General features: G+C 52.1%; 9 protein-coding genes. 8 read left to right on the top strand and 1 reads right to left on the bottom strand.

What is annotated here, in order from left to right; translation table 11 throughout:
• The first annotated feature begins 179 nt into the window (after positions 1-179).
• Genes D4L85_RS19395 through D4L85_RS19385 form a run of 3 tightly spaced genes read left to right on the top strand, consistent with a single transcriptional unit; the run spans position 180 to position 5,318 of the window.
• Positions 180-1,628 carry an amidohydrolase family protein gene (locus tag D4L85_RS19395; protein WP_119755860.1) on the top strand — a complete coding sequence of 483 codons (1,449 nt, stop codon included), beginning with the start codon at positions 180-182 and terminating at the stop codon, positions 1,626-1,628.
• A gap of 31 nt (positions 1,629-1,659) precedes the next feature.
• A complete protein-coding gene (locus D4L85_RS19390; protein WP_119755859.1) occupies positions 1,660-3,240 on the top strand; it encodes a serine protease family protein in 1,581 nt (526 codons plus the stop codon).
• A 2-nt stretch (positions 3,241-3,242) separates the two neighbouring features.
• Entirely contained in the window at positions 3,243-5,318 is a 2,076-nt protein-coding gene (locus D4L85_RS19385; RefSeq protein WP_119755858.1) for a hypothetical protein, read from the top strand.
• Positions 5,319-5,373: 55 nt separating this feature from the next.
• Here the strand turns inward: D4L85_RS19385 and D4L85_RS19380 are convergent, their stop codons facing one another.
• The gene (locus D4L85_RS19380) at positions 5,374-5,952 is read right to left on the bottom strand and encodes a helix-turn-helix domain-containing protein (RefSeq protein ID WP_119755857.1); all 579 of its coding nucleotides are present in this window, start codon (positions 5,950-5,952) and stop codon (positions 5,374-5,376) included.
• Between the two features lie 253 nt (positions 5,953-6,205).
• On the opposite strand from D4L85_RS19380, the gene D4L85_RS19375 reads away from it, so the two are divergent.
• From D4L85_RS19375 to D4L85_RS19355, 5 genes are all read left to right on the top strand, one after another.
• Entirely contained in the window at positions 6,206-7,567 is a 1,362-nt protein-coding gene (locus D4L85_RS19375) for an aspartate aminotransferase family protein (RefSeq protein ID WP_119758861.1), read from the top strand.
• Positions 7,568-7,844: 277 nt separating this feature from the next.
• The gene (locus D4L85_RS19370) at positions 7,845-11,141 is read left to right on the top strand and encodes a SusC/RagA family TonB-linked outer membrane protein (protein WP_160143851.1); all 3,297 of its coding nucleotides are present in this window, start codon (positions 7,845-7,847) and stop codon (positions 11,139-11,141) included.
• A 12-nt stretch (positions 11,142-11,153) separates the two neighbouring features.
• A complete protein-coding gene (locus tag D4L85_RS19365) occupies positions 11,154-12,662 on the top strand; it encodes a SusD/RagB family nutrient-binding outer membrane lipoprotein (protein ID WP_119755855.1) in 1,509 nt (502 codons plus the stop codon).
• Positions 12,663-12,704: 42 nt separating this feature from the next.
• The gene (locus D4L85_RS19360) at positions 12,705-15,908 is read left to right on the top strand and encodes a LamG-like jellyroll fold domain-containing protein (RefSeq protein ID WP_160143850.1); all 3,204 of its coding nucleotides are present in this window, start codon (positions 12,705-12,707) and stop codon (positions 15,906-15,908) included.
• 20 nt (positions 15,909-15,928) lie between these two features.
• Complete coding sequence (locus tag D4L85_RS19355; RefSeq protein WP_119755853.1) at positions 15,929-16,399, top strand: hypothetical protein; 471 nt, start codon at positions 15,929-15,931, stop codon at positions 16,397-16,399.
• Positions 16,400-16,500 lie beyond the last annotated feature (101 nt).

The following is a 16,500-nucleotide window of genomic DNA, read 5'->3' as shown; positions in this document are numbered from 1 at the left end:
CTAGCTTCGATTTCAGAGCCCATCTTGTTCCGACTCCTAAACCAAGTTCGGAAAAGATGGGCTTTGCGTTTTCGCGTTTAAACACGAGTTGATATTTCCCTTCCGTGTATCCCTGGTCCCGGGGTACCTGAAAACAGTTTTTGCTATGCATGAAGTCTAATCAAAATCGATAAAATAAAATGACACCCTTCTACATCGACTTCCACTGCCATCCTTCCATGAAACCCTATGGAAAAGGTTTCACCGCGGGCACCATCGGCATCAACAACCCCAATGCCTCCAAGCAAACAAGCGCCTGGTTCTATGATTCACCAAATTTGTTCGAGCGTGGCCTTCAGATGATCAGTGGGATCTCTAAATTTTCACAAGCCGATTTCTCTACGCTCTCCTTTGGCGATGTGCGCCTCGTTTGTGCTTCGCTCTATCCCATTGAACAGGGATTTTTCAAAAACAAATTGGGTGAAGGCATTCTCAGCGACCTGGTGAACGATTTCATTACCGGCGTTGGAAAAGAACGGGTCGATTTCATTCAAAACAACCGGAATTATTTTGAAGACCTGGAACGCGAATACAAATTTTATGAGTCGCTGGATGACAAGCCGGTGAAGACCGTGTCGGGCACCTTTAAATATAAACTCATCCGGAACTTTGCAGAAATGCAAGGCATCCTTCAAAACGATCCGATGCGCGACCAGATCGTGTTTGTCGTCATGAGCATCGAGGGCCTTCACACCTTGAACACCGATCACACCGCACCCCTGAATCTGCCGTCGCTGGTTGAAAACGTAAGGAAGATCAAGCAGTGGAAATACCCGCCGCTCTTTGTCACGTTTGCACACCACTTCAACAACTTCCTGTGCGGTCAGGCGAAAAGTCTCACCGGCATCGTAGGCGAGGCGACCGATCAAAGCGACGGACTGGGCGAAGGATTCAGCACCGAAGGCCTCGCGGTGTTGGACGCCGTGTTGAGCCGCGACAATGGAAAGCGTATCTATATCGACATCAAACACATGAGCGCCAAGGCAAGGGCTCAGTATTTCAACATCCTCTCCGCGCCTCCCTATGCCGGGCAGGATATTCCCATCATGGTAAGCCACGGCGCCGCCAATGGCCTGAAGTCGATGAACGACAAAACCATGGATCCCCTGGCACAACATACCGCCAGCAAATTGTTGCAAGAAGACATCAATTTTTACGACGACGAGATCGTGCAAGTGGCGCGCTCGAAAGGTATCTTCGGGTTGCAGTTGGACGAACGCCGGGTGGCCAATAAACAAACCTTGCAGGCCGTGAAGCACTCCATTCACATGAGCAAGATCCGGCACTACCGCGCCGAGCTGTTGTGGAACCAGATCCAACACGTGGGCGAGTTGCTGGACCGGAACCATTTGCCCGCCTGGGATTGTCTCGCTATCGGTTCCGATTTCGAGGGCATCATCAATCCCCTCAATGGATATCTTACGGCCGAGGCGCTGGTTCACCTCGAGGCCTATGTGGAGCGCTATGCGTTCAACTACATGAGTGAATTCGGCAAAAACTTACAGATCGGAAACCAGATCTCTTCTTCGGAGATCGTGCAGCGGATCTTTCATAGCAATGGGATAAATTTTATGAGTCTATATTTTTAACCAACCTGAAGAAAAAATCAGCAAAAACATCATGATCGAAAAACTCACATCACACATTCCTCCTTTGTTACAAATCCCGGCGGGAAACGATCTGTTGGATCTCCTGATCTACACGCTGGGCATTCTTTTTATCCTCAGCGTCATCACCGAAAAGCTCACGCAGGTCATTCGCATGTATCCTCACACGTTCCGGCTGATCCTGATCGCGGTGGGTTTGTTCTTCTACATTCCGATTGTGGATTCCTTTCAAAGCGGGCCCCTGAGCATCGTCGTGTTCATCGCCTTGCTGGCCATCAACACGGCGATCATAGCCCTCACGGTGGCCAATCTTTCTTCCACAAGAAAATATGCCGTCACACGAAAATTCCGCATCCTGCAGAACGTTCAAAAAACCAAAGGCATTGTATCGGCCGATCCTTACCTGCAGGAACGGGAAGTTACGTTGTTGAGCTTCCTGGTTGGTTTTGTTGTGGCGTATGTTTTCAACGCAGACTTTTTAAGCCTGATCGCAGATCCTACCCAGATCGGCAAAGCCAAGCCGATCGAACCTTTTTTCTTTACGAACGGTGAGATCACCATCAATGAAGCGTACTTCAGCTTTCGTTTTATTACCGGCATCGGCTTCGCGCTAACGGCTTTTTTTCTTTCGTTCGGATCGAAATTCTTTCACGATCTGCTGGACAATTTACTGCAAGTAAAGAACCTGCGCAGAAACCTGACGGAGATAACACAGCCACAGACCTCGACCACCCCGGGCAACCTGACGCCCACCCAGATCAAAGCCTTCCTCACAACAAAGTTCGACATCCTGAAAAAGTATCCCGGTTTTGAAAGCGCAAACGTGGAGGCGGAACTGACCTCTGCGGGAAAAAAAATTCTAATCAATCTACACTTCAACAAGGAAGTGACCGACGAAATAAAGCGGCAGTTGGAAACCATTTTTCAAAAAGAAGGTATTCCGGTTAAGATATCAGAGAACAAACCCGTTGCCCGGGTAAAGGTGGGCAAAGTCAGCCATGTTAATGAGGCCAACTACATCGGTAGCATAGCGTGTGGCCTGCGCGATGAGAATGGGACCGAATCTGTACTTACCTGTGCGCACGTGTTGTTGAGCGGAAACTTTGAGCCGGATAAAATAAACGACAAAAACCTTGACGAAAATGTAAACCTTACCCTCCGGCATGAAAAAAAACACGCATCTTGGTTCTATGGTTACCAGGATGACACCCTTGACATCGCCCTGATCAAACCAAGAGAACAAGTAGCACCTTCCGGGCTAACCGCCCACACGCCGTCGCACGACGACCTTGGCGACCTTGTACATTTCCAGGGGGCCGTCACCGACAATGGCTTTGGATTTCTCAAAGCAGTAGACGAAACCTGTCCCGTACTTTTTGAAAACGACACGACCGTGAACATGCGTGGCTTGTTGAAGCTCGCCCACACGGACTTCGGAATAGACACCAGTATTGCCGCTGGTGGCGACTCGGGCTCATTGCTCTTCGATGAACAAAATCGCGCGTTGGGTATTGTCCTGGCATCGACCGATGAATTTACGTATGCCATCCCGATGGGTACCATATTGAATAAAGTTAACCAACAAATCATTTGAGTATGAAAAAGACACTAACCCTTTTGGCATTACTCTTCACGATGACGTACTGCCACGCTCAACTCGTCGCAACGGGAGTTATAGGCGTCGATGCCGCAAAATTAAAAAAAGCGGTGGATGACAAAAACGTAAACGATTGCCTGGTCATTCTTCGCTATTATGTGAGCGGCGAGACCTTGCCGATCGTGGAAGATGTCCCGGCATTCATCAAGCGCATTGAAGGCAATAAATTTCTGAGTCAGCTTTTAAAAACCAACGACATGTGGGAGCTAATAAAAAAGGAAATCACAGAAAAGAAACCGCTTGAAAAAATAGGGGTCAACGGCGTAGCAGGACCGCCAGCGGCCCTGCCCCAAGGCGGTCTTTCGTCCCTTTTTCCTGCACAAACCGTTGCCGACGGTCTTGGAATTTTTATTGCCGAGCGTTTCAAGGAGGAATTAACCATGCGTTATCTTGAAAGTTTCAGGCGTAAATTAACGGAGGAGGAATCGACTTATCATTTCAGCCAGCTATTCCCCAAGACCTACGATGTATTACAGACCTATGCCAACGTATTTGACTACAAGGCCTTGTTGACCGCATTAAAGGAGGCTTTCAAAGACGACCTGGACAATGCTTCGCAAAATGTGATCCCCTTCGTTGAGAAAAATCTAGGAAAGAATACACCAGAGCTCAACAGCCTTTTTTTGATCTATGATGAAATTACCAATAAGATACCACAGGCTGAAAATCCTTTGAGCGCCTTGGCAGAAATAGTGTCGAATCCATATTACGACAGCATTGGCAACCAATCGCCTCAGGGTTATTTCAAGATCGTTTCGACTTTTGCAAATGCATTGAGAAATACAGATGGCACATTTATAAATTCATCTGACGTGAGCGGCTTTTTTAAAAAATTCCAGGATCCTCTTTATGCACAAGCTTTCTGGGGATTATTTTTAGAAAAGAACCACGCTTCGTTGGCCGCATCCGCGGTTACCTCATCCACTTCTGCCTATGATGTTTTAAATAACAAGACAGCCTCCGATCTTCTTGGGCTGGTCAAACCCTTTACAGATATTGTTGCTGCCGTTAAGGAATTCAATAATAATCCAGAGAAAAAGGATATCGCCGCCCTCGTAAAGCGCTTACGCCCCAGTATCGCAACGCTATCTGTTCAGCTAAAACCTTTCCTTGATTCAGCCACGCAAGCAAAGATCCAGACGGCATTGGGTTTAGGAGATCACCTCGTCAACATATACCTCCTTGCTAAAGAAGAGAAGTATGGGCTTGTTGTTGTGGAACTCCTAAAAACAGTGGAAGCGACCGGGCTGAAAACGAAAAACCCTAACCTATATGACATCCTGAACAAATATGGCACCTTCATCGCGAACGTTGCCCAGGCCAAGAGCGGCCAGGATGTGAAAGAAGCACTAGACATTGCTGCGTTGCCCGTTGGTAGCTATAAGATCAAACGAAATACCCTTTCGGAGATAAGTCTCAATGCCTATCCTGGTCTGGCACTGGGTATGGAATTCCGGCAAGACACTCCAACTGCCAATACAAATGTCTCCCCCACTACAGGCGTGATCGCATTCACTGCACCCATCGGCCTGGGATTTAACTGGGGCAATCGAAAGGATACGCTAAGGGCCAGTAATCGCAAAACTGCCGACCGGAATGAATACATGACGTACACGAAGGGCGGCCAAAAACGTTCACGCGTCGTCACCGGTTCGTCTCATTCCTTATTCATCTCCGTGATCGACATTGGTGCAGTGACTGCCTTCCGGATCAATGACGACGACACCGAAAAGCTACCGGAGTTTACCTGGGAAAATATATTGGCGCCGGGGGTGTTTTATATCTACGGTATCAAGAATTCTCCGCTATCGATCGGTGGCGGTTTGCAATACGGACCCCAGCTCAGGAAGATCACGGCCACAAACGCCGAAATATCCGAATCCATGTTCTCCGCGAGGATCTTCCTCAGCGTCGACGTTCCCTTATTTAGTTTCTTCTCCCGGGCGGAGGTAAAAAAGACCAAACAAGAAAAAATCAAGAAAGACACATCGATGAAAGATGTTTTGTTCAAATAGAAACCACACAGCATGACCTCGTGCAGGTCATGCTGTTTCTTTTAAACGGAATTTTCTAGCTGGGTATAAAGAAATACACCACCAACATCTCCGCTGTCGATTTTCCGATGTTAGCCAACGTGTGCTCCTCGCGGCCGTCGAAGAACAGTGAATCGCCGGACTTCAATACATATTCTTTTTCGCCGATCGTGTAGCGGATCGAGCCTTTGATGATGTACTTATATTCATAGGCTTCCGTTTTCACATAGGCCTTGCGTTTGGCGCCGGGTTTCAGTTCCAACAGCACGATGTCGATGGGAAGATTGCCAATTTCTTTGGTGAGGATCCTTTTGTAGGTAAATCCCTTGGTGGTTTCCTTTTCGAATTTTTGATAGTCCTTCGGCTTTTTGGTGATCACCTTGGGAACATCCGCCATGAGGGTAACGTCTTTAAAAAAGTCGTTCAGGTCCAGGTTCAGGGCGCGGATGATGGAGAACAGCACCGGCAGCGAGGGAATCGTGCGGCTATTTTCGACTTGTGAAATCAGCCCCTTGCTCACCTTGGCCAAATCGGCCAGTTCTTGTACGGTGGCGTTTTTCGATTTCCGGGCTTGCTTTATTTTATTGCTGATCTGTATTAATATGTCCTCTTGCATACAGACGCAATGATAAGTTAAAGTGCGGGATTAAGCGAATACAAAATACAATCTTCCACACCTTAGGGTTCATGTTCGTGTTAAAAAATCTTGTTTTTTGGGCCGCCCAGGCGTTGCCGGATCTTTCGGTGGCGAAACTCCGAAAGCTGCCCGGCGGGTTTCCTTTAACAAAAACATAATCCCCGGCAAAGGCGGAAAGGATCGGGAAAATCAGGGATATTTGTTTAGTCTTTATAAAACTTATTTAGTAGTTATGAGCGGCTCTCCCCAGCGCACCGAAGGCGATATCAACTTATCGGCGTCCCGAACTTCCTGGTATGCGGTGATCGAACACCCCGAAACGCGACACTACCTGGATGAGGATGCGCGCTATTTCCTGCATCAATCCCTCTCCACGCCGTGTCTGGATGTGCTGGCCTCCTGTCACGATATTTATCTGACCGACATCCGCGGAAAAGAATATATGGACTTTCATGGCAACAACGTCCACCAGTTGGGCTATGGCAACGCCTTCGTGCTCGACCGCGTGAAAGCCCAAATGGACCAACTGGCATTCTCACCCCGCCGCTATACGAACCTTCCCGCGATTGCGCTGGCTAAAAAATTAGGATCATTGTTTCCCGGCGATTTAAAGCGCGTGCTCTTTGCCCCTGGGGGTAGTGCTGCCATCAGCATGGCCCTGAAGCTGGCGCGCCTGGTGACCGGCAAGCATAAGATCATTTCGCTTTGGGATTCTTTTCATGGCGCCTCCCTCGATGCCATCGCCGCCGGGGGTGAGCGCGATTTCCGCAAAGGCATGGGTCCACTCGCGCCGGGTGTTGAACGCATCCCTCCTCCCACCACTTATCGCGGCCCCTTCAGCGCGAATGGCAACGACGACGTGGCCTATGCCGAGTATCTCGAATATGTGATCGAAAAAGAAGGCGACATCGGTGCCTTCTTAATAGAGACGATACGCAACACCGACGTGCAAATCCCGTCGAAGACGTACTGGAAAAAAGTGCGTGAGATCTGCACACGCCACAACGTGCTCCTGATCCTGGACGAAATTCCCATTGCCTTCGGGCGCACGGGAGAAATGTTTGCGTTCGAACATTACGATATCGAACCGGATATCGTTTGCCTGGGCAAAGGCCTCGGCGCGGGCGTCATCCCTATGGCGGGCATTGTGGCCCGCGAGTCCTACAACATTGCCGCGGAAATTTCACTGGGGCATTTCACGTTTGAAAAAAGTCCCCTGGGAAGCGTGGCAGCCTTGGCCATGCTGGAATACATTGAAGAAAACCATCTCCTCGAGAAAGTGCGCGACGACGCCCATTACATGCGCGAACAGTTGGCGCGCTTGCAACAAAAGTTCCCGTTGATCGGTGATGTGCGCGGCATCGGATTGTTGTGGGGTGTCGAACTCGTGAAAGACCGTGAGACAAAAGAGAAGGCGGTGCAGGAAGCGGAGACGGTGATGTACGAATGCCTTCACCACGGGTTGAGTTTTAAGGTTTCGCAGGGCAACGTGCTCCAGCTTTCGCCGCCGCTGATCATCACGCGCGCGCAATTGTCGGAAGCGCTGACCATTCTTGAAAATGCTCTGGACGTCGCGAGCAGCGGCGTCCGCTAACCGTATAGATGCCTCGTTGGGCGTCGATTCTTTCTTAACTTTTTAGCGCATCGCCCGTCTGCGGTGACGCCATTCTTTTATTGTGCCCACCCCATGCTCCCGGGGTCCGATTCTGTATAGCGTAATGGATTGTTAACGTTCACGTAACGCCGCGCCGGAGATATTTTCCAATATTTGGTACATGTTCAGTATAAGTAAACAATGTTTACAACTATTGAATCAGGGTTTAGTGGAGCAAACCCGCAACCGATCCGGACCAATTTTACATCCTTATACAATGAAAAGATTTTTACACGCACAAAAGATCCACATCGGCCTGATGCTGGCCATGATCAGCTTCGGGCTATGGCATGCGCCATCCGTCTATGCGCAAACCGCGTTGACGGTGGAAGGCAAAGTGAACGACGCTGCCACAGGCGAAAGCATTCCCGGTGCCAACATCGTCGTAAAAGGTACGCAAGTGGGCACGGTGACCAATGCCGACGGTTCGTTCCGCATTGAAGTAGCTGAAGCGACCAGCACGCTGGTGTTCACCTTCGTGGGCTACACCCCGCAGGAAATCGTCGTGAACGGCCGCACCCGCATCGATGTAACCCTACAGCAGGACGCCACGCAGATCGATGAGGTGGTGGTGACAGCGTTGGGTATCGAAAGAGAAAAGCAATCGTTGGGCTATGCCACGCAAGAAGTCGCCGGCAGCCAACTCATCGAAGCCAGAGACGGCAACTTCACCAACCTGCTTTCGGGCAAAGTGGCCGGTCTCGACGTTCGTTCGAACGCCGGCGTGGGAAGTTCAACCCGCGTGATCCTTCGCGGTGAATCGTCGCTTGACTTCAACAAAAACCAGCCGTTGTTCGTCATCGACGGTATTCAGATCAACAACGACATCAACAACACCTCCGGCGCCGACTTTGGCAACGGCGCTGCCGAGATAAACCCCGCCGACATCGAAAGTGTAAACGTATTAAAAGGTCCCGCTGCATCAGCCCTTTATGGTTCGCGCGCCGGCAACGGTGTGATCATGATCACAACGAAAAGAGGTAAGCTCGGACAAGGTATAGGCATCCAGGTAAACACCGGTGCTACGTTCGAAGACGTCCTTCGTCTTCCCCGTTTTCAGAATGCGTTCGGCGGCGGCAACTCGGGCCAGTTCGAAGGATCGAACTTCGGCTACCAGGGTGACCTCACCGCGATGCCCAACGGCGTCCAGGACGGATTCGACGAAAGCTGGGGACCTCGTTTGAACTATGGCCCCAAGCGGGCACAGTTCGATTCTCCTACAACCAACGGTTTTCGCGGCGGCGACGTCAATCTTCCCAATCGTGGAGACATCATCCCTACGCCATGGGTGTCGCAACCCAACAACGTAAAAGATTTCTTCCAGACCGGTCACACCGTTTTCAACAACGTGGCGGTTACCGGTGGTGACGAGAAATCAACCTTCCGGCTTTCCTATACCAACAACAAGCAACAAGGTATTGTGCCCAACAACGATCTCACCCGCAACACCCTCGCGCTCAATGCATCGATGCAGGTATCCAAGCGATTAAAGGCCGATGTACGGTTAAACTACGTAAAATCGGAAAGCAGCAACCGCCCGGACCAAGGCTACGGCCGCAATACGCCGATGTATTTCATGCTGTGGATGACGCGCCAGGTAAACATGAACAGCCTGCGGAACTACTGGCAACCCGGCCTGGAAGGCATTCAGCAGTTCCAGTATAACTACGGTGAAAATCACAACAACCCGTTCTTCTATCAATATCAGAATACCAGTACACAAGATAAAGACAGGGTGTTCGGCAACGTTGCGCTCACCTATAACTTTACCGACAACCTGAGTCTCATGATCCGCACCGCGACCGACTGGTCGATCGATCACCGAACATTCCGCGAAGCCTGGAGCACGGTTGACAATCCGTTGGGTTCTTATCGTGTAAACGATATCTATACGCGTGAAATGAATACAGACTTCCTGCTTCGCTATGACCTGAAAAAAGAAGGACGGTTTGGTGCTTCGATCTCTTTTGGCGGCAACCGCCGCGACGATGACAGCCGCTACCTCGATGTAAAGGCTCCGCGGCTCACGGTGCCGGGTATCTACAACCTCACCAACAACGCCGCGGCCCTGGACCGAAATGAATACAATTCGAAGAGACGCGTGAACAGTTTGTACGCGTTCGCGCAATTCGACTACGACAACAAAATATTCCTCGATGTAAGCGCACGCAACGACTGGTCGAGCACGTTACCCACGGGAAACAATTCCTACTTCTATCCTTCGGTTTCCGCCAGCGCATTGATCAACGAGTTCTTTGATGCTCCGGAAATGATCAACCAGATCAAAGTCCGCGCCGGTTGGGCGGACGTTGGGAGGGATACCGATCCCTATTCTTTGAATACAGTGTATGGCTCGGGCGTTACGTGGGGAAATACACCGTCGCTTGGTGAATCCGGCGCGCTGCTAAACCCGCAATTGAAGCCTGAATCTGTTAATACTCATGAACTCGGCATCAACGTCGTGTTGTTCAAAGGCAGGATCGATCTCGATGTAACGCGGTACGATACGCGTTCGAAGAACCAGATCCTTCCCCTTACGCTCGCAGGATCCAGCGGTTACGACAGCCGCAAGATCAATGCCGGTGAGATTCAGAACAAGGGCATCGAGATCATGCTGAAAACAACGCCCGTGATGCTCGACAATGGATTCCGATGGGACCTTGCTTTCAACTTCGCACGTAACCGCAATAAAGTGATCGAGCTTGCTCCCGGCATTCCAGCCTACGTGCAGACGGCGCCCGGTGAAGAGGCGACGATCGAAGCCCGAGTCGGTGAGCGCATGGGCGCCATCTACGGACCGGGCTTTGAGCGCGTGGCCGACGACGGCCCAATGAAAGGCGAGATCATCATTAATTCCACCGGTGTGCCGATCAAGACCACAAACCCGATCTACCTCGGAAACTTCAATCCCGATTGGACCGCCAACATCAACAACACCTTTTCATGGAAGGGAATTTCGTTGCGCACCTTGTTCGACATGCGCCAGGGCGGAATATTCGTCTCGAGGTTCTACAACAAAGGCATGGGCGCCGGTATTCTTGCCGCGTCCGCCATTGAAAGAGCGGCGCGCGCACCGGGTACGGAATACGATCCCGCAGTACCGTATTATCACGAAGGCGCCGCGCAAATGCCCGACGGCACCTATCAGCAAAACCGCATCAGCACGGACAATACGGCCAGCGAAGGCATCTATGGCACAAGCGCACGCGCTTACTACAAACAATATTACGATCACAACTCGGAAGCCCAGGTATTCGATGCATCGTTTGTAAAACTCAGGGAAGTTGCCCTTGGCTACACCATTCCGCAACGATGGCTGGGCAAGCTCCCATTCAGGGAAGTCAGAATACAGGCGGTTGGACGGAACCTAAAACTCTGGACGCCGAGCTCGAACAAAGACTTCGATCCGGAAGGAACCATGGCGACCACCGGCGGCGGCCTTGCACCTGGATTCGAGAACATGAGTCTCCCTTCCACCAAGAGCTACGGCTTTAACCTGAGCTTCAAACTTTAATCTGCAAGGATCATGAAAGCAAACTATATAAAACTCATTTTAGCGCTGATCGCATTCAACCTCAGCGCTACACGTTGTACCAACGATTTCGAGAAGATCAATAAGAACCCGAATCAACCCGAGAGTCTGACCAACCCCGCGTTGTTGCTACCCGGGATCATCCGTTCGTCGATGAGCGATTCATTCAATGGATCATGGAACCGCGGTAACATCGTTGCCGATTACACCACCGATCAGTTCGTCAGTCAATTCGATTGGTCGGCCGGGGATGCCGAAGGGTATTTCCTCTGGAGCTACTATGATCGCCTCAGGGACGTGATGAATATGTATAACCTCTCCGTAACAGGCAACCTGAAGAACTATCAGGGTATTGCGCTGGTATGGAAGTCGTTCCTGTTCCACTCGATGACCGACATCTACGGTGATATTCCTTATACCGAAGGGGTAAAGGCAAAAACCGACGGCATCAACTTCCCGAAGTATGATGCACAGGAAACGATCTACCAGGGAATTCTTGCAGATCTTAAGCAAGCAAACGACCTGCTCAGCACCAGCAATGAAGTGGTCACCGGTGATATCCTTTTCAATGGCAATGTGATGCGGTGGAAAATGTTTGCCAACGCGCTTCGCCTCAGATGCTTGTTGCGCATCTCCGACCGCGTCGATCCCAGCGCGGAGATGTCGGAGATCGTGAGCAATCCCACAAGCTATCCGCTCCTTACCAGCAACAGCGACCAGGCTGCGCTTCAATACCTCGACCAGGTCAATAACGAGTTTCCCAACTATAACGATTTTGGATATGGTTGCACCGCATCGAAAACGCTTGTCGATCAATTGACAGCTTTAAACGATCCGCGTTTATACGTTTTCGCGCAACCTACGCCTGCTACCGGAGGTGGTGCAAATCCTCAGTATGCCGGCGTACCCAATGGCATTGCAGACGAAGCCAATTACAACGGTGGTCCTACCAACCAGTCGTTGCCCGGTTTGTTGTGGGCACCCCTTAAAGCAAACCCTGCGCTGGCATCGAAGACGGCCGTTCAGACACTGATCTTGACTTACGCGGAACAGCAACTCACGTTGGCCGAAGCCGCCGAGCGCGGTTTCATCACAGGCAACGCAGCGCAGTATTATCAGGAGGGTATGCAGGCAAACTTTGATTATTACGCCAGCCGTATTCCTTCAAACTATACCTTCCCGACGGCGGCAGACGTGCAGCCGGATGCTGCCTATTATACACAGGCCACCGTAGCGTACACCGGCACGCAAGCAGAGAAACTCGCCAAGATCCATTTGCAAAAGTGGATCAGCCTTTACAACTGCGGCTTTGAAGGCTGGGCGGAATGGAGAAGAACGGGCGTGCCCACGATCACACCCGGTCCCGCCTCGCTGGGTTTTGTGCCGGTTCGCATGATCTATCCGCTCTCGGAGCAGAACACGAACCGTGAAAATTATGATGCCGCTGTAGCGGTTCAAGGTCCCGACAATACACAGACCCGTGTGTGGTGGGATAAGAACTAAGCTTAACGATCAGAACATTACCACATGAAAAATATTTCCAATATGAAGAACATTCTACTGACGATCGGTATATGCCTGCTCCTTCCCTGCGGCTTTATCCGGGCGCAAGCGCCAACCGTCTACCTCCCGCTGGATGCAGACTTGCAGGACGCCAGTGGCAATAATTTACACGCCACGGATGCCGGCACGGAATCCACGAAGTTCGAGGCGGATGCTCAACGCGGCCCGGTAGCGCGCTTCCCCATCGGGGCGCACGCTACACTGCCCCTCGATCCGAAACTGGATTTTGGTACCAACGATTTTTCGGTTGCCTTCTGGATCAGGATCGACAACACCACCATTCCCACCAGCGACCCGGCCATTCTCGGGAACAAAGATTGGGATAGTGGTGGAAACACAGGATTCGTGGTGTCGCTTCACGACGCCGATGATGCCGCTGGTCACCGCTGGAAAGTAAACGCCTCCGATCACAATGGCCAACGGTTGGATTGGGAGGCAGATCAGAACGGCGCGGCCACCTTAGTCGATGCCACCTGGCACTTTGTGGCCGTCACGTTCGATCGCGATGGCACCATGAACGTTTATATGGATGGCGTTTTAAAACAAACCGATGCATCGCCCAGCTCGAAAGACATGACGCTGATCCCGGGCGATCTTGCTCCCGACGCGTTGCCCTTCACCATCATGCAGGATGCTACCGGTCACTATGGCTCCGACTTCGAAGCCTTCCTGGACGACATCCTGATCTACAGCCGCGTGCTCACGGCCGCTGAAGTTACCGACCTCAACGACAACGGCTATCACATAGACCCAGCGTTGGGTGCTACGGTGTACCTGCCCTTCGATGGTGACCTGAACGACGCCAGCGGCAACGGTTTGAATGCCACGGACGCCGGCACCGCCCATACATCCTTCGACAATGACGCCGACCGCGGCATGGTGGCCAACTTCCCGGCGGCGGCACACGCAACGCTTCCGCTGGATCCAGCGCTCGATTTGAGCACGGAAGATTTTACGGTTGCCTTTTGGATCAAGATAGATGATACCACCATCCCCGGCAGCGACCCGTCGATCATCAGCAACAAGGATTGGGATAGCGGTGGCAACGCCGGCTTTGTGGTTTCGCTCAACAACGCAGATGACCCGACGTCCGACTTATGGAAGGTGAACACCGCCGCCGGTGCCGGCACTCGCCTGGATTGGGCCGCCAGCAAGAACGACGCTCCCAACCTGGTGGACGGCACCTGGCACTTTGTGGCCGTTGCTTTCGATCGTCAGGCCACGATGAATGTCTACGTCGACGGCGCATTGAAACAAACGGATGCCGCGGCAAACTCCAAAGACCTTACGCTGATCACGGGCAACATGGACGCCGGTCTGCCGCTTACCATTATGCAGGACGGCACCGGACATTATGGTCAAGACTTCGCCGCCTGGCTGGACGATGTGCGCATCTGGAAAGGCAAGGCATTGAGCGCCGGAGAAATTGCTGCGGTGTATGCATTTGTTCCTGCGAAACCCGAAGACGACCTTTCGTATGGTGCCGATGCCTATTTGCCTTTTGATAGTGATTTGAAAGATGCCACCGGTCACGGCCTCGATGCCACGGACAAAGGCACTGTAGCCACAACCTTTATCGACGATGCAGAGCGCGGCAAGGTCGCCAACTTTCCAGCAGAGGCGTATGCACAGTTCCCGCTCGATCCAAAGCTGGACATCGGCACAGGCAACTTCAGCGTGGCCTTCTGGGTGAAGATCGATGCCGCCACACCGGTGCCCAGCGATCCGGTGATCTTCGGCAACAAGGATTGGGACAGCGGCGGCAACCGCGGCTTCATCATCGGTCTTGACGATGCCGATTCGCCGGATGCCCATCACTGGACCGTGAGCGTATCCGACGGCGACGGTAGCCGGCTGGATTGGGATGCGGACGACAACCAGACGGCCAACCTCAAAGACGGCAAATGGCACTTTGTGGCCGTAGCCTTCGACCGCGACGCCAAGCTCAACGTGTATCTCGACGGCTTGCTCCATCAGTCGGACCCCGCACCGGACTCCTACGACATGACACTCATCCCAGGCTCACTCACCCCAGCCCATCCGTTGACGATCATGCAGGACGGCACGGGCGCCTACCCGGCTGACTTCGCCGCCCGTCTCGACGACTTGCGCCTCTGGAAAGACAAAGTGCTGACCGCCGCCGAAGTGGCGGCGATGTACAACCCTGCCGACAAGCCTTATGAGGCCACGGTATTCCTTCCCTTGAACAGCAACCTCGCCGACTTCAGTGGCCATGGCATCAACGCGGCTGACGCGGGCGCCGAACCCGCGCAGTTTATCAAAGATCCCGATCGCGGCGATGTGGCGCTGTTCCCTGCCCGGGCGCATGCCCAGTTTCCCCTGGCGCCGGAGTTGGATTTTGGAACGAACGATTTCAGCGTGGGTTTTTGGGTGAAGATCAATCCGCTGATTCCTGTTCCCAGCGACCCGGTGATCATCGGCAACAAAAATTGGGACAGCGGCGGCAATCGCGGTTTCATCGTCGGCCTCGACGACGCCGATGTGAGCGATGCACACCACTGGACCGTGAGCACCTCCGATGGCAATGGTGGCCGGTTGGATTGGGATGCTGACGACAACCAAACCGGCAACCTCAAAGACGGCAGCTGGCATTTTGTGTTGGTCGCTTATGATCGCGATGCAAAAATGAATGTGTACTTCGATGGCGCATTGAAACAAACCGATCCAGCGCAAGACTCCTACGATATGTCGCTCATTCCCGGCAGCCTCACTTCGGGATTGCCGCTCACGATCATGCAAGACGGAACCGGTGCTTATTCGGCCGACTTCTCTTCCTTGCTGGATAACATCCGGATTTGGAACCGCGTAGTCACCCCGCAAGAAGTAAGCAAGATCTACAACGAAGACAAAGGCAATGGTGCCGGTGGCGATGGAGAGATCATTGTCGGTGTGCCCGAGGCGGAAAACCATGCGCCTTCCTTTGTGGCGTATCCCAATCCAACCAACGGCGGCAACGTAACCCTCGCCTATCGCTTGCCCCGTGCGGCCGATCTGCAACTCAGCTTGCTGAACAGCCAGGGTATGCTCCTGAAATCGTGGACGCAAAAGAAAAGCGAGACCGAAGGTTTGGTAACGGTAGACACAGCCTATGAACCAGGACTCTATCTGCTGCAGGTAGAGTCTGCGAACATCCGGAAGATCATAAAAATCATTATCGTCAAGTAAAACGCTTTCAATTTACAGCTATGAAAAGAATATCCTATTTAAGCATCGTGTTCCCGATCATCCTGCTGCTGGCCGGATGCGATGAGCATGGCGATCCGCAAGCCGATATACAGCTCAGTGATACGCAGAAAGCTTCGGTGTCCATGCGGGGTCAATGGGCGCAGGCTTCAGACGCCACGCTTCCTTTCGGAACGACACCCGGTGTGTTAGATGACCTGGTGCTCACCTTCCGGATCGATGATGACTACAACCCCAGCCAATTCGCTGCCGACGGCGCCCTTTATTTCTTCGAAGGCGATAACGGCTCCTGGTCATGGACCGATGACACCCACACGGCCATTGTCCTGAACAATATCGAGCCCGTTACCCGCATCGATATCATGAAAGAAGGTTATGCCATCCGGTTGTCATTCACCTACAGCGGCCCCTCGGGTGGGCGGCCAAAAACCGTAGGCGACTACGGTGTGACCTTGACCAAAATAGCGCCATAGAAGTTAACGATGTGTGCGATTTAGATTGAGAAGTTAGATTGAGTTGGTTCAGAGGCCGGTCGAAATACCGGCCTCTCTCCATTGAAGGATGATGAACAAAA

The sequence above is a fragment of the Chryseolinea soli genome (assembly GCF_003589925.1).
In the GTDB taxonomy this organism is placed as follows: domain Bacteria; phylum Bacteroidota; class Bacteroidia; order Cytophagales; family Cyclobacteriaceae; genus Chryseolinea; species Chryseolinea soli.
The sequence above is the reverse complement of the archived record's forward strand: the minus strand, read 5'-3'. Positions and strand labels throughout refer to the sequence as shown.

What these genes read in the sequence shown, in the direction of transcription:
- D4L85_RS19395 (WP_119755860.1), top strand. Translation starts at nt 180, where the DNA reads ATGACACCCTTCTACATCGACTTCCACTGCCATCCTTCCATGAAACCC.
- D4L85_RS19390 (WP_119755859.1), top strand. Translation starts at nt 1,660, where the DNA reads ATGATCGAAAAACTCACATCACACATTCCTCCTTTGTTACAAATCCCG.
- D4L85_RS19385 (WP_119755858.1), top strand. Translation starts at nt 3,243, where the DNA reads ATGAAAAAGACACTAACCCTTTTGGCATTACTCTTCACGATGACGTAC.
- D4L85_RS19380 (WP_119755857.1), bottom strand. Translation starts at nt 5,952, where the DNA reads ATGCAAGAGGACATATTAATACAGATCAGCAATAAAATAAAGCAAGCC.
- D4L85_RS19375 (WP_119758861.1), top strand. Translation starts at nt 6,206, where the DNA reads ATGAGCGGCTCTCCCCAGCGCACCGAAGGCGATATCAACTTATCGGCG.
- D4L85_RS19370 (WP_160143851.1), top strand. Translation starts at nt 7,845, where the DNA reads ATGAAAAGATTTTTACACGCACAAAAGATCCACATCGGCCTGATGCTG.
- D4L85_RS19365 (WP_119755855.1), top strand. Translation starts at nt 11,154, where the DNA reads ATGAAAGCAAACTATATAAAACTCATTTTAGCGCTGATCGCATTCAAC.
- D4L85_RS19360 (WP_160143850.1), top strand. Translation starts at nt 12,705, where the DNA reads ATGAAGAACATTCTACTGACGATCGGTATATGCCTGCTCCTTCCCTGC.
- D4L85_RS19355 (WP_119755853.1), top strand. Translation starts at nt 15,929, where the DNA reads ATGAAAAGAATATCCTATTTAAGCATCGTGTTCCCGATCATCCTGCTG.